Raw genomic sequence first — 21343 nt, 5'->3', positions numbered from 1 at the left:
TGAGGGGTGTCCTGGTTATTGTTCACACTCAATAGGCTACTTGCCGGAAGTTACTGACTAGGTTTATGTCAGTTTGGAAGCCGTTTTTCGGGCTCAAAGTGTCATAAACCTAGTCACTTTCTTGGCGTTATAGATGGGTGTACGCCGCGCGGAGGCGGTCGAACCACCAATCGCGGCGGGGGCCCGGCGCGGCGAGCTCGGCCAGGCGGGAAGGGTCGGGCGCGGGGTTGGTGACGGGCAGTCGGCCATCGATAAGTGGCCGGGGCTCGATGACGTCCTCAATAAAGAGTGACGACGTGGCCAAACCCGCCGCGTTCGGCTCCGGCTGCAGCTCGGTAGTAGGCAGGGCCGCCGCCGTGAACAAGCCGGCAGCCATGCCAATGCCGGTGTCCAACGCGCTGGCGACGGTCACCTTCATCGCCAGCTCCTCGGCCAACCGAAGCAAGCGGCGTGGCCCACCAAGTGGCGCGACCTTCATTACGCCCACGTCAGCCGCCTGTTCGCGCGCAACCAAATACGGATCCTCAGCCTTGCGGATTGACTCATCGGCCGCAACCGGGCAAAAGTCCCCCACTGCGTCGCGGACCTGCCGCAGCTCGGCGACAGTCGCAACGGGCTGTTCCATATACTCCAGCGGGTCCAACTCATGAGCGGCGCGGATGGCCTGCTCCACCGACCAGCCACGGTTCGCATCCACCCGCACCACAGGTTCATAGCCATAGGCTTCGGCCACCGCGGTGCGGACGGCGGCTACGCGCTCGATGTCGTCGTTAAGCGATTGGCCGCTCTCTGCGACCTTGACCTTGAACGTGCGGCACCCGGGGTAACGCCCCACGACCTCCGGCACCTGCTCGGGTGTGATGGCGGGGATGGTGGCGTTGACCTCGACAAACTCGCGCTTCGGGGTGGGCAGGCCAACGTATGCGCATTCGATGGCCGAGCGCAGCCACGCGGCAGCTTCGGGTGCCTCGTACTCCAGGAAGGGAGCGAACTCTCCCCAGGTGGCGGGGCCGTCGATGAGGAGCGCCTCGCGAGTGGTGACGCCACGGAATTTCACTGCCATGGGCAGAGCCACGACGTGGGCGCGGTCGAGGATGTCGTCGATTGGCGGAAGCTGGATGTTGGGCGCAGCGGACACACACATACCCCTCATGCTAGAGACCTTTATGCTGGAAGCCATGACTGATACCGCGAAGTACTCGACCGATAACCCCTTCCGCCCCGAGCAGTGGAAGACGGTTGATGGTTTTGAGGATTTGACCGACATCACCTACCACCGCCACGTCGGCGAGGGCCGCGAAAACGGCATTGTGCGTATTGCGTTTGATCGCCCGGAGGTTCGTAACGCATTCCGCCCGCATACCGTCGATGAGCTCTACCGCGCGCTCGACCACGCGCGTCGCACCCCGGATGTCGGCGTTGTGCTGCTGACCGGTAACGGCCCGAGCACCAAGGACGGTGGCTGGGCATTCTGTTCGGGTGGTGACCAGCGCATTCGCGGTCGTTCCGGCTACCAGTACGCCACATCCCACGAGCATGACGACGCTACCGCGGACGCATCCACCATCGATACCGCGCGTGCCAAGGTCGAGGGTGGCCGCCTGCACATCCTGGAGGTGCAGCGCCTGATTCGCACTATGCCGAAGGTTGTCATTGCCGTGGTCAATGGTTGGGCCGCAGGTGGCGGACACTCCCTGCACGTGGTGTGTGACCTGACACTGGCATCCCGCCAGGAGGCCCGCTTTAAGCAGACCGACGCTGACGTGGGATCTTTCGATGCCGGCTATGGCTCGGCCTACCTGGCGAAGCAGGTTGGTCAGAAGTTTGCCCGCGAGATTTTCTTCCTCGGCCGTTCCTACGACGCTGAGACCATGCACCGCATGGGCGCTGTCAACGAGGTCGCCGACCACGCTGAGCTGGAAGATGTCGCGGTGGAGTGGGGCCGCATGATCAACGGTAAGTCCCCAACGGCGCAGCGCATGCTGAAGTTCGCTTTCAACCTGACCGATGACGGACTGATGGGCCAGCAGGTCTTCGCGGGCGAGGCTACTCGCCTGGCGTACATGACCGACGAGGCCGTCGAGGGCAAGGAAGCGTTCCTGGAAAAGCGTGACCCGAACTGGGACGAGTTCCCGTTCTACTACTAGGGGCAGTTAGGGGGGGGGCGCCGGCTGGGGCGCTCGTCGGGCCCTGCACTTTAGCGCTCATTCGTGGCTGTAGAACAGCCGAGAGCGTGCGCTACAGTCACGGGTCTGCGCTAGAGTGCCTCCGACGCTTCGACCGCCAGCCCGCCATTGCGAGTCGGGAGCACCGCACCTTCTACCTGATAAACCTCTCGCAGCATAGCTTCATTAATGACCTCTGCCGGAGGCCCTGCACTGCTGACCCGACCATCGGCTAGAACAACCACATGTTCGCAAAAGCGCGCCGCTTGCCCCAGGTCATGAAGTGTCATCACTACCGCGCAGGGCAATTCCCGCGCACACTTGCGTACCTGCCCGAGAAGCATCAATTGGTTACGCAAGTCGAGTGCGCTGGTGGGCTCGTCGAGAAGCAATACCCGAGGTCGTCGCACAACCGCCTGCGCAAAACTCACCAACTGCCGCTGTCCCCCAGACAACTCAGACATCAGCCGCGATGACAACGCAACCAACCCAAGTCGTTCAATGGTGGCCTGCACTTCTGCCCGCACTGTGGATCCGACACGCAGTGCGGAAAACCCAGAAAACGACTGTTGCCGGGCAAGCAGGACGCTTTCGTACACGGTCAATGAGCTCAGCGGCGGAGGGTCCTGTGGCAAATATAGAGATCTTTCAGCACGTACCTGCCCCGAGCAGTTTTCAAGGCCCGCCAAACACCTCAGCAGTGTCGATTTGCCAGCTCCGTTGGGACCGACCAACGCAGTCACGCTTCCCATCGGAAGAGGCCCAACGTCGACATTGTGCAGGACATGATGGCCGTCGTAAGCAAAAGACACTCCTCGCGCGCTAAGAGCGGACGATTCTGGAGGGGTTTCGCCGAGGGGTTTACCGTCAGGTTTACTGGGGCTGTCGTGATGACCATGTACAGCGTCGTTCCCGACAAAGCGACTTGCCTTTAGCCAACCCACATTTTCCTCCTCTGGCCAGCGATAATCGCGACAAATACGGGCACTCCTACAATTGCGGTAATAATGCCTACGGGAAGAATTACACCCGGTTGAATCACCTTCGACACTGCCGATGCCGCAACCAGAAGCAGCGCCCCTACCAAAGTCGAAGCAGTAAGAAAATAACGTTGATCTTCGCCTACCAATAAGCGCGCAACGTGTGGGCCGACGAGACCGATAAATCCAATCGTACCGGCCATCGACACAGCGGTTGCCGCCATAAAGGACACCACGATAAGGGTCAGCGCACGCAGTCGATCAACGTCTACGCCAAGGGCTTTTGCGCGGTCATCGCCCATCCGGAATGCAGTCAGCGACCAGGCATTGAGGTAAAAGAAGAGTAGCCCCATCACGAATATCACCGCGAGCAACGCAATCTGCGTCCAGTTCGAGCGGGTGAGACTGCCCATCGTCCAGAACACAACCTGTTCCAACTGCGTCTCCGAGGCCAGGTATTGCATCAGGGCCAGTAGAGCGTCGAAAAAGAATACAATCGCGATACCGAGGAGAATCATCCCCTCGACTCCTGGGCCACGAAATCGGGAAAAGAGCAGAATCGCAGCGCAGGCCAGCATCGCGAACACCCACGCAGTCCCGGCCATCCCCAGCACCGCACCGATTCCCTCAGAAGCGAAGCCGGTGACCACAGCCAGGGCAGCACCGAATCCGGCCGCCGCTGACACGCCCAGGGTGTACGGCTCGGCCAGGGGATTTCCCAGAATTGTCTGCATTTGTGAGCCCGCCGCTGCCAGCGTCGCTCCGACGAGCACTGCAGTCACGGTCATCGGAAGCCGAATGTCGAAAACAATCTGGTGGTCAATGGGTCGCGCACCAACCGGATGGGTCAATGTATGCAAAACTTCGCTGGCAGGCATGCTACCGCCACCGAGTAGAAAGTCAGCAAGCGATGTCAAAGCCAACACCACAGTAATCAGAGCGATTATCACCCACTTCTTCCGTGCTGCGCGCTGATACCAGTGAAAAGTTGACTGCACCATTACTCTATCAGGGCTGACTTCCTGCTCCCCGCGAACGGCGTCTCCGCTCCCCTGCGTTGTTGCCAGGTTTCCGTGCGAAACTTGCATGTTCGACATCACTCCAGCCCAGTCCAGAAGGTGCCCGAGGCCTCGATTGGCAGGAACTTATCGTGCAGGTCCTGTACCTCTCGTTCAGTGTCAATGTCGCCGAACAAGTCCGGGTGCATGGCCTTTGCAAACATCTCGACTGCCAGGAAGTTATATGGCGAATCGTAAAAATGATGCCATGCGACGAAAGTACGCTTACTTTTCACCGCGTCGACTTCACGCACAGCGGGTTGCTTACCGACGACATCGTGAAGGGCCTTTTGCGCCTCTTCCTTCGATTCCGAGTAACCCAGCGGTACGTAATTTCCTTCCTTGACCGGAGTCTTACCCTGATCCCAGTCTGCGCCTGTGGCAATGATGACTTCAGGATTCTTCCCGGCCAATGCCTCTGGCGATACCTGCCCTTGCTTCGCATCAATCATTTCGTCGCCAAGGTTTAGTCCACCGGCAAAATTGACAATCTGCGCCAGGTTGGACTTGGCGAAGGTTGAGCAGCAGTCAAAGTAACCGGGTGCTCGCCACAGGAATGTCGGTGTCGGTGCTGGTTTCTTCTCGGCAAGGCGGTCAGCGACCTTGTTGACCTTCTTCTCGTAGTAGTTGATAAAGTCTTCCGCCTGCTTTTCACGCCCCAGCAGTTGTCCCATCATTCGAATACTGGGCTCGGTGTTTTTCACTGGGTCAATGAAGTAGTCGACAGTCACCGTCGGCACGCCTGCCTTTTCTAATCCATCAACGATTCCAGCATCTTTAGCCGCGTCGAAGACACCCGCATTTACTACGAAGACATCGGGTCGGGACTCCAGAGCCTGTTCCAGCGACATAGTGTTGTTGTAAATCTCGCCTGTGGTCGGGATGTCCTTGATTTTGGGGAACTTCTCAACGTAGCGGTCGTAAGTGGCTTTGTCGTTTTCCTTCAGGTCCTCTGGCCAGGCAACGATCTTGTCAGTTGGATTGTCTGGGTTCAGAAGCGCCGTCGTGTAAAGCATCTTCTGCCCGCCCATCAGGATTCGCTCGACATTCTGCGGGACTTTAACTTCGCGTCCTAGCGCATCGACGACGGTACGCTTCTCACTGCTAGCGGATGCGTCTCCATTTCCATCTGAGCAAGCGGCGAGAAGGACGAGCGACATGCATAGGAGTACCGCGAAAAGCACCCTTGCGGGGAAGTCACGCAGTAGCACGCTTGGAGTAAGAGGAGAACTAACCTTCATTTTCTTCTTTCCGGAGCAGGCGGTCAGTCGACCGCATATTCAGCTCCTCGGATCCCCTTCGGTAGAGGGAAAACGTCATCTTTACGTGGATGGTTCAGACTATTTCTGGATGGGTGTTACGAAGCTTCGGCCGTCACACGGAACTAGTGGGTTGCAGGTGACGCTGCAGAGCGCGGTAAAGCAGAGCAGCGGTCGTGGAAAAGCCAAGGATGAGCCCAACCCAAACGCCATATCCTTCCCAACGAAGGCCAAGGCCAAGAATCAGGAGAGCTGGAACCCCCACCGCCCAGTAGCCCCAAAGGGTCGCACTGAGACCCGACTTCGTGTCGCGCAGCCCACGAAGGAGCCCCACCAGCACGTTCTGGGAGCCTTTAGCGAACTGCTGAAGCACGGCAAGGCACAACAAGATTGTCGCTATATGGCGTACATCGGGATTGGCACTAACGTTGGAATCAGTAAGGAACAGTCCAACGACGTACTTGCCCAGTAGCAACCAGAGCAAACCGACGACGGCAAGATAAATACCCACTGCGTGCAAAACCCGACGTGATACCTGTTTGACTGCCTCGGCACCATCCGCTAATGCACGGCTGACCAGTATAGATCCTCCGTGCGAGAAGCCGATACATACTTGGTAGACGATATAAGCGAGTTGGTTAACAACGGTGTGCGCTGCCAGCATGACTGGGCTAACCAGGCCCATCGCTAGACCTGCGATAGTAGTAATCGCAGCTTCAGAGCCGTAGGTAAGCGAAACTGGAATCCCAAGCCGAATAATGCGCCTCATGCATGCTGCGTCGCCGGGCCTCGGAATGACCGCGAAGAATTTCCGTAGCTGACGGTCTCTTTGCAGCAAGCCAGCAAAGGACAGCAGGGTAAAAACCTGGACGCAGGTGGTCGACAGACCGATGCCCACCAGTCCCCATGCAGTTCCCCATTCATTGACACTTGTTAGCCGGAGGAATCCAGCGTTGAGAGCAGCGTTGACAACGATGGAGATGAGCGTAACCACCAGCAGAGAGCCCGGCCGACGCATGCCGACTGCAAACTGCCGCAGGACATTGAGCCAAATCATCGGGATAAGGCCTGGTGCAAGCGCGACCGTCATCGAGAACGCTAGCTCGGCAACAGTGTCGTCGATGGGCAAGATGAGTGCAAGCGCACCAAATGAAATCACGATGAGGCCACCAATGATTGCAGTTGCGGTACCGACGGCCATGCAACTGCGTACCGCTTGGCGGATTCGCTCAGCCGCAACTTCCTCGCCTGTCTTTTCCCACTCCGACGCGGCCTCGGCTACTAGGTTGCCTCCGGCGGTGACCATACCGACACACATGGTGCGAATCTGGTTGTAGAACTGCATTGCGAGTCCGCCGCCGGCAATTGCCACTACACCGAGGGTCTGCAGCATCAGCACATCGGTCGTGGTTAGCGCAACCCCCGCTAGCTGAACGCCCGCGATGGGTAGCGCAAGCGAATAGACATCACGGTAGGACACGGTTTGCTGGCCAATTGCACGAGCTGGATTTATCACCCGGCCACCTCGAAGGAACTAGCAATGGCACGAGAATCACCATAGGCTCTGAGCATTCGCGAAACTTGACGCTCCATAACTTCTGAATACAAATGATTTTTCTGAAGCCAATCAGTATCAAAAATTGTGTCGAGATATTTCTCACCAGCATCACAAACAATGACGACCATTGTTGTTCCTGCCTGAAACTCGTGTAGATGACGCAAACCTTCGTAGATTGCAGCACCTGCTGTGCCTCCAACCATGAGCCCATGTTCCCTAGCCAACACTCGGGCCACAGCGAATGCCTTGACATCGCTAACTTTGACTCCATGGTCGATGAGGTTGTAGCGGACGTTATTGCCGATTTTGAAACCCGACGGAGCACCGGCACCTGATTGCTTATATGCCCCTGGCACCCCACCAAAAATGATGGAGCCTTCGGGTTCAACAGCCAACGACTCGGCGGTATGCCCAAGCTTCCTCAGATGTTCCGTTGTACCGCACAACGTCCCGCCCGTTCCAATTGCCGCAACGAGAACGTCAACCTTTTCTGGGATTTGCTCATCGAGTTCGTATGCAAGCTGCCAGTAACCAGCTGGGTTGTTGGGATTATTGTGCTGATCTGGCCACCATGCATCCGAGGTCTCGGCGACAATTTCTGCGGCCTTCGCACGTCTAAGGCTCGTAGACGGAACACAGGATTCTTTATCCCCGACGAAGACCAACTCTGCTCCAAGTGCTTGCATGGAACGCAGCTTGTCCTTAGCAGCGTGATGATCCACAATCGCCGTAAACTTGTATCCCCGCTGAGAGGCCACAAATGCCAGACCTAAACCAGTGTTTCCACTAGTGGGTTCAATGATTCTTCCGCCCGGCTTGAGCTCGCCGGAGATCTCCGCAGCAACAATCATCTCCAGCGCCATTCGCACCTTTACGCTTCCCGTCGGATTTAGGCAATCCATCTTCAGTAATAACCGGCTTCCGGATCCGGTATTACACAGTTCAAGAATTGGCGTGTTTCCAATTAAACTACAACTCTCAAGCGAACATGTTGCGCAAGGTTTTCTTAATTTTTTTTCAGAATATGGAAAATCAATCATGACAGACCCCAATTACACATTTAAACCAATTCCCGATATAAAGGCCTATCTATTTTCGGCAAGCTTCCCCGACCTTCCCAAACAAACCGCATGGGCAGGCGAATTTGATGAAATTCGCTTTCATTTTTGTCCATCTGATAACCAGCCGTATTGTGATAAATAACCAAATCCCCAACTCTCGGAATTCGATTCATTTGGACCTTTCGCCAAGTGAGCATGTCATATTCCATACAGCTACTTCCGCCAACACAGACACCAACCGAGCGCGATAGACAATTACTGCCACCGCTAGGCCTGCCCATGTAATTGGCGCCATCATCTGAGCCGGGATTCTCCCATAACGTCATGTCAGGCATGTATTCACTGCCTTTCCATTGCTCAGAAAGGCTCATACTTAAACCCGCAACAGTAATAATTATGTAGTCGTCTCTCCATTTCACACCCTGAATTGGAAAAACGCTCAATCCACAACCATCTAACGCCGCTCGGCCTGGTTCAATGGCCAACTGAAATCGCCCATTTTTTAGCCGTTCCGCAAGCGAAGTGCTAGTTTTATCAATCCTCTCAACTGAAGGCGAATTAGCTACTCCCGAAAGAATTTCATCTAACATTTCAGGGCCATCATTGCCCTGCCCACCATACGGATAAAGCCCTTCTGGAATTCGACCAGAATGAAAATAGTCTCGCTTATCCGGTGAATCAATAACCTTTTCCCGAAACATTTCCCACTGGGATGGCTCACAATACTGAACCGAAAATCCTCCACCTATGTCCAGCATCTCTGCCGTCCATCCTTTAATTCGAAGAATTTCCATAAAATCCAAAGCTTTATGTGCTTGGCGGTTACGCTGAGCGGGACTGTATCCGTTCAAATGGAAGGTCACGCCTCTACAGTCAATCCCATTACTAGATTGTTCTCGCAGGGCCTCAAGCTCTCGAAGCCACTGTGCCATGGAGGTGCCGAAGCGAGTCTCAGGCTGTTCTTCAGGCAGTAACCTAATCAACACCGGAGCATCAACGACTCCAAGATCCTTAGCCAGCGAATTAATTCGGAATAGTTCGCTCGGAGAATCTACTGCAATTAGAACTCTCTGCCTGAGAGCAAGAGTCAAAAGCGATTGCGATTTTTCCGCACCCGTAACAACTAAGTCGGCAGCACACACACCAGCGCCTAAAGCGCCGGTGAGCTCCTCCCCGCTCGCAACATCTACGCGATGACCCTCTTCGGCGACTGCGGGGATCCAGCACGCAGACTTATTTGCTTTGTGAGCGAAGTAGATATGCGAGTCGACTCCGTGACGCTCGCAAACAGCAGCAAAAGCATTCAAATTCTGGCGAAAAACCTGAGTATTTAGAACATGAAAAGGCCCTGCCGCTAGTGTGGCTAAACGAGTTAGTTCCGAGACGCCGTCACTTGGAATTGACAGTAAATCTTTCGCCCAGTCACGTTGTTTCGGGACCAGGGTCGAGGTCTTGGGCACAGAGGGTGTAGAAGCAAAAGTTTTATCGTTCACTTTTCATTTCCCGTAGTGCCGACAGCGAGCGTTACGACCATAGCGACACCTCCGTACCTCGCCCAGCAGAAAATGCACGAACCGCAAGTTCCTGAGCAACTGGAATATCCGTAATAATCATTCCCGTCGAGAATGCAAAAACTCGGTCAGTTTCATTCGTGCGCCCTGGGGCCTTTCGCGCGAGAATATCGGGTAGTGTTGCATCCAATTCCACTTCTTTGCCCTGGAGCAATCGCTGCCCAACTAGCTCGAACTGTCCGGCACTAGTAGCAATTACCCTGTCTGCAGCAGCAACAGCACCATCCGCAATTCCCTTGGAAGCAACAGAAATTAGCAGCCCACCTTCGGGAATCCATTCAGTTTGAATCGATGGGTGCCAGGCACGACCGGAAGCAACTACGGTGATATCGCTGCTTTGAACTGCCTTCATAACAGAAGCATCATCGCGTTCAACTAGTTCGATATTCCGCTCGGGAAACCAGTGATTAAGCGACTTCCGGCTTTTTTCTAATCCTCCCGGATGAGTTCCATGCAGCTGTAGTTTTTCGAGGCTCGGCACTGCTGTGACCAAGTAGGAAAGTGTGTTAACTGACTGAATCCCAGTGCCAAAAACAGTCACAGTCTTCGCATCAGCGCGTGCACATTCTCGCGCAATCAATGCTGTCGTAGCGGGAGTTCGCGAGGCTCCAACTTTTTGGCAGTCCATTAGCGCGTATGGCATGCCGCTTTCATCGTCGTAGAGACTAATGGTGGTGTAGTACTTATCTGGGTTGTCGCTTCCGTGGCGATAAGAGGTCTTGTATCCAACGAGATCACGGTTGGCATCAAAACCGAGCATCGAAAAAGCAATCGAGTCCCGGCTCTCAACCGGTAAGTCAATCATCATTTTTGTCGGGCACTGCGAGGAACCTTCCGCGAATGCCAAGTATCCATCTTCTACTGCACGGATAACCAGCGAAGGTTCGAGTTCGATATCTTCCAAGTCCGATCGGGTCAAAAGTCGAAGCTTTGGAGTTTTTGAATCAATCAATAGAAGTCCTTCAAGCAAGTAACGATTGATAGCCAACCATTCAACCAACAAAAGGAGAGCCTACACTACCTGTCATAGGTATGGCTACCCTAATTCCTAAATTCTATCGGCGATCACAGGCAGTGAAGGTTCAATGACTCCAAGCTGGGCGCTAAGCAATATCGCTACTCTAAGGCGACGACGCCGTCGCACACGGCGGCGAGAAGCCTGTGTTCATGGCTAATCATGAGAACACCGCCGCCAGATACGGCGAAATCCCGGATGACCTCGACGATTGCCGCGGAGTTGGCGGCGTCGAGCATGGCGGTCATCTCGTCGCAGATGAGGTAGCGTGGACCGGCGGCCAGGGTGCGAGCGACTGCGGCACGCTGGAGCTGCCCGTCTGAGACCTGGCTAGGGAAGCGATCGAGAAGGTCCGGAGTCAGCCCAACGTTTCGGATGAGCTCGTCGATGTCCACACTTTTCCCGGTTCGCTGACCATCCCGCCGCCCTTGCCGCCCCTGTCGTGCGGCTGAGCGAATGGTGCGCCCCAAAGTCATCCGCGGGTCGCAGGACCTTCGGGGAGACTGAAACACCATCCCAATCTGGCCACGAACCCGCTGCCCGGCGCGGCTGCGCACAGCGCCGACCGGCACCCCGTCGCAGAAGCACTGCCCTAAATCGGGCACTTCCAGGCCTGCGAGGATACGGCCGAGCGTGGACTTGCCAGCCCCCGAAGGCCCACGAAGCCCGACGATCTGCCCTGGATCAACCCTGATGGAAACGTCCGATAAAACGACTCTCGCAGAGCCGTCCTTGGCGCCGAATGACTTCGACACGTTCTCGGCGACCAGCGCTTTGCCACTCGCCTGCGCGTCACAGCTCACCGAAGCCTGCTCACTCACCAACGCCTTACTCACCACAGCCTCCTCGTTCATTTCCCCGCCTCCTCGAGCCTGCGCGCGTAGCAATAGTCCTCGTCCAGGTTCGTCAAGCTCGGCACCACGCCGGGCATCGGCCGCATGCCGTTTTCGGGCAGCGCTGCGAGCAGATCGCGCATGTATTCGCTGGCTGGGGCCTCAATCACCTGTTTTGCCGATCCCGTCTCCTCAAGGCGCGATGCGTACATCACTGCAACTCGGTCGGCGATGCCGCTATCGCGCAGCTCGGAAATGTCGTGCGTAATTAGCATGACTCCCACACCACTGTCGGCGATTTGGCGAAGCATGCGCAGCAGGGCCATGGTCAGGTCGGGGTCGAGGGAGGCCGTCGGCTCGTCAGCAATCACCAGAGCAGGGTCGCCAGCCAGGGCGAATGCCACTGCTGCGCGCTGCGCCATACCCCCGGAAAGTTCGTGGGGATACAGCGCCGCGACCTCCGCATCCAGGCTGACTCGCCGCAGCATCTCCTCCACCGTGTGGTTGCGCCCCAGAACGGAAATTGTTTCTTTTAGCTGTGCCCCGACCGTGCGCACCGGTGTCAAAAACGTCGCCGCCGACTGCGGTACTAGCGCGATTTGCCGCCCCGCCAGCTCCTCGTCAGTGCGAGCAAGGCCCGCGCCGGTACGTCGCCGCGCCAGAATTTCGATGGGCTCGGCGTTCCTCTCCGCTTCTGCACCACTGTCAGCTGCCCCTTCGCGCGGATAGAAACGCACCTGCCCCTCTACTCTCGCGTGCGGCGGCAGCATGCCAACCACCGCCGAGGCAATAATCGACTTTCCGCAGCCCGACTCACCCACAACCGCGACGACCTCTCCCCTACCCACAGTCAGGGACACGCCCGTCGCGGCATGCACCACGTCACCACCGCGCAGGGGAATCCGCACTGTCAGTCTCTCAATGTCCAGCAGCTTCTCTCGCTTGCCGACGCCCTCCCGAGCACTCACACCAGCACCTCCTGTCCGGTCACCCGCTCCTTCAAATGCGTGCCGACGGCCGCAATACACAACGTTGTGGCGACGAGGAAAAACGAGGGAAACACCAAAATCCACCAATGGCCGAGAAGCAGGGCGCCCTCGGCGTCGGCAAGCAGAGTCCCGAGAGACGGCTTGTGCGGCGGCAGGCCCACCCCAAGGAAAGACAGCGTCGACTCGTGCCAGATTGCGTGCGGGATCAGCAAGATAAGGCCGACCAAGGACTGCCCCAGTGCCGCCGGAACAACGTGCCGAGCTAGCACGCGTGCGCGGCTCATTCCGGACAGGAGCGCGGCCTCGACGAACTCGGCGCCCCGCAGATGCAGCACGGACGCACGGACCGTTCGGGTGATGGTCACCCAGTGCGTCAGTACCAGGGAGATGATGATTGCGGGGACCGAGCCTCGGAAAAGGCTGACGATGAGCAGCCCCAGTAGCAGGTGCGGCAGCGCGTTGGTGACGTCGGCGCTGCGCATAATGACGCGGTCGACGCGCCCGCCGAGCATGCCTGCGGTAACGCCGAGGACGATACCGACGATCGCCGAGCACACTGCCGTGACCAGTGCAATGAAAAGGGAAATGCGCATTCCCGCAGCAACTCGAACGAAAACGTCGTGCCCCTTCGAATCGGTACCGAAGAAGTGCTCAGGCCCCGGGGCGACACCGGAATTGGCAAAGTCGGTGAGCACCAGGTCGGAGTCGTGAAACAGCGGAGTTAAAAAGGCGTAGGCAGCGATGAGGACCAGGCACGCCACGGCCACGACCGGGGCGACCGGCCTCTTTGTCGTTTTAAGCATCTGCATCCACCCGTGGGTCGAGGACGACGAAGGCGACGTCGGCAAGCAGATTTCCGAGCAGGACGATAGCCGTCGTCGCGATAGTGAGAATGCTCAGCAGCGGAAAGTCCAAGCTCTGAGCCGATTTGACCAGCGCGGTTCCGAGCCCAGGCCACGCGAAGACCGCCTCCACCAGTGTCGATCCGACGACCAGCTCAGACAGTCGCGCGCCGATGAGCGCGAGGAAAGGCGGCACTGCGGTCGGCAGGATATGGGAGAAAATAATCGTTCGGCGCGGAATGCCGCGGACCTGCGCTCCGGTGACCGCGCCGGAGTCCATGACCTCGACGATGGACTCACGCAACGACAGCACCAGCCACGGCACCTGCGTAATCGCAAGAACGACAGCTGGCAGCGTAAGGTGCGCCACCGTAGAGGAGAAAGTCACGGGCTCGCCCGGGTAGGTCAGGCCTCCGGTGGGAAATAGCTTCCAGGCCAACGCAAAAAGGCCGAGGCCGCCGAGTGCAACGACGAAGGGCGGGGTCGCCTGAATCACCGTCGAGATCGACAGGACTAGCCGGTCTAGCACTCCCCCGCGCCGCACCGCAGCCCACAGTGCCAGAACGAATGACAGCGCGATAGCTCCGGCAAGTCCGCAGGCGCCGAGCAGCATCGTCCACGGCAGACGCTCGGCGAGCACCTGCGTCACCGGCTGTGAGTAGGACCTCGAAATGCCAAGGTCGCCCACCGCCAGGCCCTGCAGCCACACCAACCACGACTCCCACCAGGGCCTATCCAGCCCCAACTGGTGAGAAATCGAGACTCTCTGCGCTTCGGTCAGGTTGCCCGCCTGACCTTTGAGATACGCATCCAAAGGGTCGAAGGGGCTCACCGCCGCCAGCGCGAACACTGCTGCCGTCACCGCCACAACGATGGGAACGGCTACCAGCACTCGCCTCACGACGATTCCTGCGACCTGCCGTTTCCGGCTCTTGAAACGGGGTTGATGCTCAGAGGGGTGTAGACGCGGGTGTGAGTGCGGGCGCGAGCGAGGGTGAGGACGTGGGTGTGGCTCGGCTTTTGTCATTTACTTGTGCCATGCCCCCAGGTTGAACCACGGGCCGAAGTTCAGGCCGTGGGCATGGGGCTCAAGGATGGCATCCGGGTGCGTGTAGCCACGGTCGCGCTCGACATAGACATGGTCAACGTAGACCAGCTGCAGCATGGCGGGCTTTTCGGCGTAGAGCTTCTGAATCTTACGGTAGAGCTCGTCTCGCTTGGCCTGGTCCGCTTCGACGCGCGCCTGGTCGAGCAGCTTGTCGATCTCCGGGTTGACGTAGTCGGAGCCGTTATCCCACTTGGCACCGGCACCCGGCTCAGCGTACTTGGAGTGCAAGATTGAGTAGATCTGGCCGTCGACGGAGTACGGGGTACCGCCTCCTCCCAGCATGACCGGGGTCTTGGCGTAGTCCTCGCGGGTGACAGACTTGGAATCACGGGCGACCGGATTGACCTCAATGCCGACCTTCTTCAGGTCGGAGGCTGCGGCCAACGTCAGGTCTGTGCGGGCGTGATCGCGGTTCGGGAAGTAGATGACATCGAACGCGGCGCGCTGGCCGTCCTTGACGCGGATGCCGTCCGAGCCCTTCTTCCACCCGGCGTCGTCGAGAAGCTTCTCGGCCTTCGCGGTGTCGTGCTTGATCTCGGCGGTCGGGTCGTAGGCGTCGCCGTAGAAGTCCGCGAGGAAGGTGGAGTTCGGCTTCGCGTGGCCCTTCATCACGTCTTTCGCCATGGCCTCACGGTTGACAGCCAGGTTGACCGCATTGCGGATTGCCTGGTCACCGGTGACCGGGTTGCCCGCTGGAAGGGTGATTCCGCGCCAGTCCGCCGAATGCGCCGACTCGACCTTGAATCCCTCCTGGCCTTCAAATTCCTGCGCCAACGCCGGCTCCATAATGGTTCCGTCGCCCTCGCCGCCGCGCAGCTGCTGAGCACGGGAGTTTTCGTCCTGATTGACTCGGTAAATGACTTTCTTCAGCTCAGGGGCCCCGCCGTGATAATCCTCGCGGGCCGTGAAGATGGCCTCGTCGGCACGCAAAGATTCGAGCTTGAACGGGCCAGTTCCCACGGGCTTGGTATTGAGATCTGAGTCCTCGGCGGGCTTCAAATCATCGAAGTTGAAGGCCTCCGACGGGGCGATGCCGTTGAGGAGCTGGTGATCGAATTCCGCGTACGGGATATTCAGCTCGAAGACGACCTTGTCTCCGTCGGCGTGCACCTCATCGAGCATTTCCCAGTTCGGAGCCTCAGAGGAGGCCGAGCGCTCGTCGAGGATGGCCTTGTAGGTCGCCACGACGTCCTCCGGCCCGAAGGTGGTCCCGTCGGAGAAGGTGATTCCGTCCTTGATTGGAACGGTCCACGTTTTGTTGCCATTGCTCGGCTCGGCGGGGCCGGAGGCTAGCAGAGGCTCAAAGTCGACGGGCTTCGTGGAGGTGTCACCCGACACCGGCTTGAGCCGGAAAAGGCCCTCGTAGACCGGGGAATCGCCGGACCTGCTGTAACCAGCAACCGGGTTGTATCCGCCGGTTTCGTTGTTATCCAGCAGGACCAGGGTCTGCTCGGCGCTGGCGCCGGAGTCCCCGGCGGCACCGGAGGCGGACTTATCATCGGGGTTCGAACAGGCGGTCAACCCGAGGCCACAAATCGCAAGTGCAGAGACCGAGACAGCCAGGGTTCGCCCCGTGCGGGTAGAAAACATTTACTCCCCTTTATTGAAGGATAGGCACAACTAAGTAGTAACCGTTTTCATTATCTACTCATTGGAAACTTTATTTCAATGGTTCAAAATCTTTTCTTCTTGTTGCGCAAATGTTTAGAACCCAGGTAAAAGGCAGAAAAACCCCGAAGACCTGGTACGACGATGGCGGCAACACATAAGTGCTGCCGCCATCGACTCCCCCCATATTCGCTTATAAAGCGCTACGCTACCTTCGTAACCTCAAAACGCTGCTCCGGGTGGACGTAGGCCTCCTGCGCACGAACGAGCTCCAGCTCGCCAGAGCCGGACTCGTGCGTGACCTTTAGCAGCTCAAAGATGCTGGCCGCGGTGTTGCCCAACGCGACCGACAGGTCACCGTCAATACCGCGACCGCGCAGCAGGTTGCCCGCAAACAGCGCAGCCGTGACATCGCCGGAGCCGTTGCGCTTTAGCGGCAAGTATGGCGTCGCCACCAGCCATGCGCCCGAGCCGTTGACGGCGAGCATCTCAATCTCGCCCTCCTTGCGCTCCGGACGCAGCACGCTGGTGACCAGCACGGCCTCCGGGCCGAGCTCCCGAGCAGCATGAGCTGCCGCAATGGTGGACTCCAGATCACTGACCTCGCGGCCCGTCAGGTATCCCAGCTCAAACTGGTTCGGCGTAATCACGTCTGCCACCGGCACGACCTTGTCGCGCAGCAGCGGCGGAATGTCTTCCGAGACGTGGCAGCCACTCTTGGCATTTCCCATCACCGGGTCACACGAGTAAATGGCCTTCGGGTTGCGCTCCTTGGTCAGCGCCACGGCCTCGATGATGACATCCGCAATATCGCTACCGCCCTGGTAGCCGGAGATAATCGCGTTGACGTCGTCAAGCTTGCCCAGCTCATCGATACCCTTGATGACCTCGCGCACATCCGTGGCCGGAATCATCGGGCCGCGCCACTGGCCGTAACCGGTGTGGTTGGAAAAATCGACGGTGTGGACCGGCCACACTTCAAAACCTGCGCGCTGCAGCGGGAAAACGGCAGCGGAGTTACCCACGTGGCCATAGCTCACATGCGACTGGATGGACAGGATCGAGGGCACGCGGTTGAACTCCGCGACGGCTTCAGCTGCCTTTTCGGTAGGGGCCTGATTTTCGCTCATACCATCTATATTGCAACGGATGCGCGAAAATCCCATATTCCCTAGTAGGCGCTGGGGCGACGTCGGCTGGCTTTGAGCTCGGAGCGGCGCTGCTTCTGCGCTTTACGACGGGCAATCGAGGCCCGACTCGGTCGAGTCCGCCGGCGCCTCGGAGGCGGTGGCTGCACAGCTTCTCGGATGAGTTCCGCTAAGCGCCGCCTGGCTTCCGCGCGGTTGCGTACCTGGGAGCGCTGCGTGGTAACGGACACGGTCAGTGTGGTGCCGTCGAGGCGGTGGCTGAGGTTCTGGAGAGCGCGGCGGCGGTGGACGTCGGAAAGCACGCTGAGCTCGGCAATATCGACCGATAGCTGCACTTTGGAGTCGGTGGTGTTAACGCCCTGACCGCCCGGCCCTCCGGAGCGTGCGAAGCGTTCAGTGAGCTCCGCTGCGGGGATGACGAGACCCTTTGGGATGCCGGGGCCTGGTGGGATGTTCAGGGGTTTCATGGTGGCCAGTGTAGAGGGCGCGTTTGTAATCGGGTCACACTTCCACCATTCGCCTGTTTCCGACCAAGTGCTCGCCTAAGCTGGCGAATAACATTTATCCACTTATAAAAACAGTAAGAAAAGGCAGGATTGAGGCACCATGGCCACTTCTGATTCCCCGTCCATTTTCATCTCCGGCGGCGCGCAGGGCATTGGTCGCGCGGTGGCCGAGAAGTTCCTGGCTGCAGGCTGGACCGTAGGCGTCTACGACATCAATGAGGATGCCCTGGCCAAGCTTAAGGCTGAGCGCCCGGAGGTAATCGTCGGCAAGCTGGACGTGACGGACTTTAAGCAGTGGGAAGACGCGCTTGCGGACTTCACCTCCCACACCGGCGGCAAGCTGACGGTGCTGGACAACAACGCGGGCATCATCGGCGATGGCGATATCATCGACCAGTCGCCGGAGATTATTCGCGCGCAGGTGGACATCAACTGCACCGGTCTGACTCTGGGCGCGAAGGCGGCGCACCCGTACCTGAAGCGCACTAAGGGGTCTCACCTGGTCAACATGGGTTCGGCTTCGGGCATCTACGGCCAGCCGCACATCGCGCCGTACTCCGCGTCGAAGTTCTACGTCTCTGGTCTGACGCAGGCTCTGGATCTGGAGTGGCGCAAGGACAAGATCCGCGTCGTCGCAATCATGCCGCTGTGGGCGAAGACCAAGCTGGCGGACGTTTCTGCTGGTTCCACCCGCCGTCTTGGCGTGCGCATCACGCCGGACCAGGTCGCTGATGCTGTGTGGAAGGCAACGCACCCGCAGAACTTCATTGAGCGCCAGCGTCACTTCTACTCGGTGTCGGCGGCAGACTTTATCCTGCGCTACCTGGGCAAGATTGGTCCGCAGTTCCTTTCACGCCCGGTTAACGCAATCATCGCGGGTTAAGAGGCAAACTAGACCTATGCTCTTCGATCAACTCCCGCGCGACGATGCCCGCATCACGCCGGGAGTTGTTCATTTGCCGGGATGGCTTCCATTGGAGCGGCAGGCGGGCATCATCACGCAACTCCGCGACATCGCCCGCGACGTTGCCGGCACTCCCCTGGCCATGACTCGCCCGCAGCTAAAAAGTGGCCAGATGCAGGTCTTCATGCTGCATCTCGGCCGCATGTGGGCCACGAATCCGTACCGCTACGTCACGCACGCCGGCGGCGTTCGCGTCCCGTCCGTGCCTGACAATCTGCTGCAGCTCGCCACCGAAGCACTTCGTGCCGCCGCGCTTTACGACGAATCCCTCAACCAGTGGCCCTCCACTTTTCGGCCCGACATGGCGTTGGTCAACTACTACCCACCCGGGGCCACCATGGGGATGCACCAGGACCGAAACGAAAACTCCCCTGCCCCGATTGTGTCGCTCTCTATCGGCGATGAGGCCCTGTTCCGCATTGGCGGCACGGAGAACCGCAATAAGCCCTGGGATGATGTGACTCTCGCCAGCGGGGATGTGATTGTGTTTGGCGGTCCCAAGCGGCTTGCGTTTCATGGTGTGCCCAAGACTCGTCCGGGCACTTTGCCGGAAGCTTGCGGGCTTAAAGAGGGCCGCATCAACATCACATTCCGGCAAGTGGAAAACTCACACTAAACCGCGCAAGCCACCGACCGCTAGCCTAGACACATGCAGCGCACCGCTTCCTCCATGCACGCACAGGCTGCCACCGCGCAGACTCCTGCCCCACTCGACTGGCACAGCCGGGTGCGTTACTTCGTCGGCTCGTTCCCAGCTGCCGACCTTGCTATTGCGGCAGCTTTCCTGCTGTGCTGCTGGTTGAGCATGACGCCGTTACTTACTTATGGCCCGAGCTTCACTTATGTCACCAATGTGGTTCTGTCCGCGATGATCGCCGGAGCCGCAGCGTTTCGTCGTAAAGCAATGCGCGCATCGTTTGTGATTACGTACAGTGCCCTAGCGGGTCTCGCCTTGCTGGTGTGGCTATCCCCAGTGAACCTTGGGTTAGACCCTATTATTGTTGCTGCCCCACTATCACTATGGGCCGTGACCAGGTGGGAACCGAATCGCACCTGGGGCATCGTTGGGCTGTTTTTGGGGTTGATTGGCAGCTTCCTCAACCCGGCAGTTCCTGCCTTCGGCTTTACCCCGGAACGACTATTGGTCTTCGGACTACCGGCGGTGCTTATCACGGCGAGCGCGTACGCAGTGCCACTATGGCTGCGCATCAACGCCGAGGAACATGCCGCGGAGTTGGAGAACGTCGTGGCGCTCAACAAGCTGGAGTTGTCCAGGGAGCTTCACGACGTCGTGGGGCACGGACTCACCTCTATTAAGGTTCAGGCCCAAACCGCTCTGTACCTGGCGGAGATGGATGGCTCACGAGCGAAATCCGCTGCTGAAAAGACCACGCTGGAAGGTATTGCCCAGACCGCAGAACAATCGTTGCGGGATGTGCATGCGCTTGTCGATGCGCTACGTGATGGCGGCGAGATTAGCGCTGACCCGAATGAGATTCCGCGTCTGGTTGCGGCAGTTTGTCCGCCGGGTCGCGATGTTTCGGTGACTCTGCCGGAGTCTTATGAGGACCTGGCGGATTGGCCACTCGCGAAGCGACTGACTCTGGTGCGGGCAGTGACGGAGTTGGCCGCGAATATGGCCAAGCACTCATCGGGTGATGGTCAGCTGGCACTGACAATCGATCCACCTGCCGACGCTGATGACAGTCCGGCGCGGGTTCATTTGGTGACTGCAAATCGGGCTGAGAGCGATACCTTGGAACCCAGGAAGCGAGCTGGCGCTGGCCTGATTGGTCTGGATGAACGCGTGGCGCAGCTCGGGGGCGAGATGACTTATGGTGAAAGCGACGGCATGTTCCGCGTCAGTATTCGGCTGTAAGCGGTTCGACCGAAGCAGGGCTGACTGTCGATCCTGTCGAGAAAGACGAGCAATGGGTGTAATTCGAGTATTAGTGGCTGAAGATCAGGCTCTGATTCGGCAGTCTTTCGCGCAGCTTATTGATGCCCACCCGCAGATGAAAGTCATTGGTGCCGTGGGCGATGGAGCCGAGGCTGTGCGTATTGCCTCCGGTGCGGATGTTGTCGTCATGGACATTCGTATGCCTGTGATGGACGGTATCGAGGCCACACGGCAGATTGTGCAAGGCGTGCCGTCCGGAGGTGCGACTCGCACATCCACTCCGAAAGTCCTGGTGCTGACCACTTTCCGCGAAGAAAACCTGGTGCTCGGCGCTTTAGAAGCTGGGGCCGCAGGCTTTTTGCTCAAAGACTCCAATCCCCGTGAGCTGCTTTCGGCCATCATGCGTATCCACCGTGGTGAAGGAGTCATCGATCCGAAGGTGACGCCGATGGTGTTGCGGCATGTTTCACCGCGCGCACCGCACTCAGGACAGCCAGCGAGAGCATTCTCGACACATGGCGCTGACCCAGACCCCACTCACACAGGAACCCAATTCACACCCCGCGAAGAGGAGATTTTGAACCTCGTCTGCCAAGGGCTTTCCAATGACGAAATTGCTCGCAGGTTGGTTGTCGCCACGACGACAGTGAAAACCCATGTGAAATCCCTGTTGACCAAGACGGGCTCACGCAGTCGCGTGGATCTTGTCATTTGGGCTGCGAAAAACGGGCTGCTGTAGCTTCTCCTCGCTGGTACCGTCATCCTCGCTATCGCCTCC

General features: G+C 58.4%; 20 protein-coding genes. 5 read left to right on the top strand and 15 right to left on the bottom strand.

The window, feature by feature from the left end:
• Nucleotides 1-127: 127 nt before the first annotated feature.
• Complete coding sequence (locus HMPREF3130_RS02750; protein ID WP_049192991.1) at nucleotides 128-1153, bottom strand: o-succinylbenzoate synthase; 1026 nt, start codon at nucleotides 1151-1153, stop codon at nucleotides 128-130.
• Nucleotides 1154-1178: 25 nt separating this feature from the next.
• On the opposite strand from HMPREF3130_RS02750, the gene HMPREF3130_RS02745 reads away from it, so the two are divergent.
• Nucleotides 1179-2147 carry a 1,4-dihydroxy-2-naphthoyl-CoA synthase gene (locus HMPREF3130_RS02745; protein ID WP_042389125.1) on the top strand — a complete coding sequence of 323 codons (969 nt, stop codon included), beginning with the start codon at nucleotides 1179-1181 and terminating at the stop codon, nucleotides 2145-2147.
• A 110-nt stretch (nucleotides 2148-2257) separates the two neighbouring features.
• Here the strand turns inward: HMPREF3130_RS02745 and HMPREF3130_RS02740 are convergent, their stop codons facing one another.
• From HMPREF3130_RS02740 to arfB, 14 genes are all read right to left on the bottom strand, one after another.
• On the bottom strand, nucleotides 2258-2917 hold the full coding sequence (locus HMPREF3130_RS02740; RefSeq protein ID WP_080969612.1) for an ABC transporter ATP-binding protein: 660 nt from the start codon (nucleotides 2915-2917) through the stop codon (nucleotides 2258-2260).
• 179 nt (nucleotides 2918-3096) lie between these two features.
• Entirely contained in the window at nucleotides 3097-4242 is a 1146-nt protein-coding gene (locus tag HMPREF3130_RS02735) for a FecCD family ABC transporter permease (protein WP_246815100.1), read from the bottom strand.
• The gene (locus tag HMPREF3130_RS02730) at nucleotides 4242-5363 is read right to left on the bottom strand and encodes an ABC transporter substrate-binding protein (RefSeq protein ID WP_224783767.1); all 1122 of its coding nucleotides are present in this window, start codon (nucleotides 5361-5363) and stop codon (nucleotides 4242-4244) included. The genes HMPREF3130_RS02735 and HMPREF3130_RS02730 overlap by 1 nt, the downstream gene beginning before the upstream one ends.
• Nucleotides 5364-5577: 214 nt before the next feature.
• Complete coding sequence (locus HMPREF3130_RS02725) at nucleotides 5578-6978, bottom strand: MATE family efflux transporter (protein ID WP_065421727.1); 1401 nt, start codon at nucleotides 6976-6978, stop codon at nucleotides 5578-5580.
• Nucleotides 6975-8060 carry a PLP-dependent cysteine synthase family protein gene (locus HMPREF3130_RS02720; RefSeq protein WP_080985592.1) on the bottom strand — a complete coding sequence of 362 codons (1086 nt, stop codon included), beginning with the start codon at nucleotides 8058-8060 and terminating at the stop codon, nucleotides 6975-6977. The genes HMPREF3130_RS02725 and HMPREF3130_RS02720 overlap by 4 nt, the downstream gene beginning before the upstream one ends.
• A gap of 20 nt (nucleotides 8061-8080) precedes the next feature.
• Nucleotides 8081-9574: a type III PLP-dependent enzyme domain-containing protein gene (locus tag HMPREF3130_RS02715; RefSeq protein WP_016422023.1), complete on the bottom strand. Its 1494-nt coding sequence runs from the start codon at nucleotides 9572-9574 to the stop codon at nucleotides 8081-8083.
• A 31-nt stretch (nucleotides 9575-9605) separates the two neighbouring features.
• The gene (locus tag HMPREF3130_RS02710; RefSeq protein WP_070653449.1) at nucleotides 9606-10604 is read right to left on the bottom strand and encodes an ornithine cyclodeaminase; all 999 of its coding nucleotides are present in this window, start codon (nucleotides 10602-10604) and stop codon (nucleotides 9606-9608) included.
• A 164-nt stretch (nucleotides 10605-10768) separates the two neighbouring features.
• The gene (locus HMPREF3130_RS02705; protein ID WP_016422021.1) at nucleotides 10769-11521 is read right to left on the bottom strand and encodes an ABC transporter ATP-binding protein; all 753 of its coding nucleotides are present in this window, start codon (nucleotides 11519-11521) and stop codon (nucleotides 10769-10771) included.
• Nucleotides 11518-12468, bottom strand: coding sequence for an ATP-binding cassette domain-containing protein (locus HMPREF3130_RS02700; RefSeq protein ID WP_053087287.1), 951 nt, complete (start codon nucleotides 12466-12468; stop codon nucleotides 11518-11520). Before HMPREF3130_RS02700 ends, HMPREF3130_RS02705 begins: the two co-directional genes overlap by 4 nt.
• Nucleotides 12465-13292 carry an ABC transporter permease gene (locus tag HMPREF3130_RS02695; RefSeq protein ID WP_016422019.1) on the bottom strand — a complete coding sequence of 276 codons (828 nt, stop codon included), beginning with the start codon at nucleotides 13290-13292 and terminating at the stop codon, nucleotides 12465-12467. The genes HMPREF3130_RS02700 and HMPREF3130_RS02695 overlap by 4 nt, the downstream gene beginning before the upstream one ends.
• A complete protein-coding gene (locus tag HMPREF3130_RS02690; protein ID WP_016422018.1) occupies nucleotides 13285-14232 on the bottom strand; it encodes an ABC transporter permease in 948 nt (315 codons plus the stop codon). The genes HMPREF3130_RS02695 and HMPREF3130_RS02690 overlap by 8 nt, the downstream gene beginning before the upstream one ends.
• A gap of 126 nt (nucleotides 14233-14358) precedes the next feature.
• Complete coding sequence (locus HMPREF3130_RS02685) at nucleotides 14359-16029, bottom strand: ABC transporter substrate-binding protein (RefSeq protein ID WP_016422017.1); 1671 nt, start codon at nucleotides 16027-16029, stop codon at nucleotides 14359-14361.
• Between the two features lie 221 nt (nucleotides 16030-16250).
• Nucleotides 16251-17177, bottom strand: coding sequence for a pyridoxal kinase PdxY (gene pdxY / locus HMPREF3130_RS02680; RefSeq protein WP_241486311.1), 927 nt, complete (start codon nucleotides 17175-17177; stop codon nucleotides 16251-16253).
• Nucleotides 17178-17218: 41 nt separating this feature from the next.
• Nucleotides 17219-17662 (bottom strand): alternative ribosome rescue aminoacyl-tRNA hydrolase ArfB, encoded by a 444-nt coding sequence (gene arfB / locus HMPREF3130_RS02675; RefSeq protein ID WP_070429282.1) that lies wholly within the window; start codon nucleotides 17660-17662, stop codon nucleotides 17219-17221.
• A 139-nt stretch (nucleotides 17663-17801) separates the two neighbouring features.
• Between arfB and HMPREF3130_RS02670 the strand changes: the two genes are divergently transcribed.
• From HMPREF3130_RS02670 to HMPREF3130_RS02655, 4 genes are all read left to right on the top strand, one after another.
• The gene (locus tag HMPREF3130_RS02670) at nucleotides 17802-18584 is read left to right on the top strand and encodes an SDR family oxidoreductase (protein WP_070429281.1); all 783 of its coding nucleotides are present in this window, start codon (nucleotides 17802-17804) and stop codon (nucleotides 18582-18584) included.
• A 16-nt stretch (nucleotides 18585-18600) separates the two neighbouring features.
• Nucleotides 18601-19281: an alpha-ketoglutarate-dependent dioxygenase AlkB family protein gene (locus tag HMPREF3130_RS02665; protein ID WP_070429280.1), complete on the top strand. Its 681-nt coding sequence runs from the start codon at nucleotides 18601-18603 to the stop codon at nucleotides 19279-19281.
• Between the two features lie 33 nt (nucleotides 19282-19314).
• On the top strand, nucleotides 19315-20544 hold the full coding sequence (locus HMPREF3130_RS02660) for a sensor histidine kinase (protein WP_070429279.1): 1230 nt from the start codon (nucleotides 19315-19317) through the stop codon (nucleotides 20542-20544).
• A 73-nt stretch (nucleotides 20545-20617) separates the two neighbouring features.
• Nucleotides 20618-21304, top strand: coding sequence for a response regulator (locus tag HMPREF3130_RS02655; RefSeq protein WP_246815099.1), 687 nt, complete (start codon nucleotides 20618-20620; stop codon nucleotides 21302-21304).
• Nucleotides 21305-21343: the final 39 nt, after the last annotated feature.

Origin of the sequence: Corynebacterium sp. HMSC14B06, assembly GCF_001807075.1 — a bacterium.
Classification (GTDB): Bacteria; Actinomycetota; Actinomycetes; order Mycobacteriales; family Mycobacteriaceae; genus Corynebacterium; species Corynebacterium jeikeium_D.
Note: the sequence above shows the minus strand (reverse complement) of the source record. Positions and strands in the feature narration are given on the sequence as shown.

What these genes read in the sequence shown, in the direction of transcription:
- HMPREF3130_RS02750 (WP_049192991.1), bottom strand. Translation starts at nt 1,153, where the DNA reads ATGAGGGGTATGTGTGTGTCCGCTGCGCCCAACATCCAGCTTCCGCCA.
- HMPREF3130_RS02745 (WP_042389125.1), top strand. Translation starts at nt 1,179, where the DNA reads ATGACTGATACCGCGAAGTACTCGACCGATAACCCCTTCCGCCCCGAG.
- HMPREF3130_RS02740 (WP_080969612.1), bottom strand. Translation starts at nt 2,917, where the DNA reads ATGGGAAGCGTGACTGCGTTGGTCGGTCCCAACGGAGCTGGCAAATCG.
- HMPREF3130_RS02735 (WP_246815100.1), bottom strand. Translation starts at nt 4,242, where the DNA reads ATGTCGAACATGCAAGTTTCGCACGGAAACCTGGCAACAACGCAGGGG.
- HMPREF3130_RS02730 (WP_224783767.1), bottom strand. Translation starts at nt 5,363, where the DNA reads ATGTCGCTCGTCCTTCTCGCCGCTTGCTCAGATGGAAATGGAGACGCA.
- HMPREF3130_RS02720 (WP_080985592.1), bottom strand. Translation starts at nt 8,060, where the DNA reads ATGATTGATTTTCCATATTCTGAAAAAAAATTAAGAAAACCTTGCGCA.
- HMPREF3130_RS02705 (WP_016422021.1), bottom strand. Translation starts at nt 11,521, where the DNA reads ATGAACGAGGAGGCTGTGGTGAGTAAGGCGTTGGTGAGTGAGCAGGCT.
- HMPREF3130_RS02695 (WP_016422019.1), bottom strand. Translation starts at nt 13,292, where the DNA reads ATGCTTAAAACGACAAAGAGGCCGGTCGCCCCGGTCGTGGCCGTGGCG.
- HMPREF3130_RS02685 (WP_016422017.1), bottom strand. Translation starts at nt 16,029, where the DNA reads ATGTTTTCTACCCGCACGGGGCGAACCCTGGCTGTCTCGGTCTCTGCA.
- pdxY (WP_241486311.1), bottom strand. Translation starts at nt 17,177, where the DNA reads ATGAGCGAAAATCAGGCCCCTACCGAAAAGGCAGCTGAAGCCGTCGCG.
- arfB (WP_070429282.1), bottom strand. Translation starts at nt 17,662, where the DNA reads ATGAAACCCCTGAACATCCCACCAGGCCCCGGCATCCCAAAGGGTCTC.
- HMPREF3130_RS02670 (WP_070429281.1), top strand. Translation starts at nt 17,802, where the DNA reads ATGGCCACTTCTGATTCCCCGTCCATTTTCATCTCCGGCGGCGCGCAG.
- HMPREF3130_RS02665 (WP_070429280.1), top strand. Translation starts at nt 18,601, where the DNA reads ATGCTCTTCGATCAACTCCCGCGCGACGATGCCCGCATCACGCCGGGA.
- HMPREF3130_RS02660 (WP_070429279.1), top strand. Translation starts at nt 19,315, where the DNA reads ATGCAGCGCACCGCTTCCTCCATGCACGCACAGGCTGCCACCGCGCAG.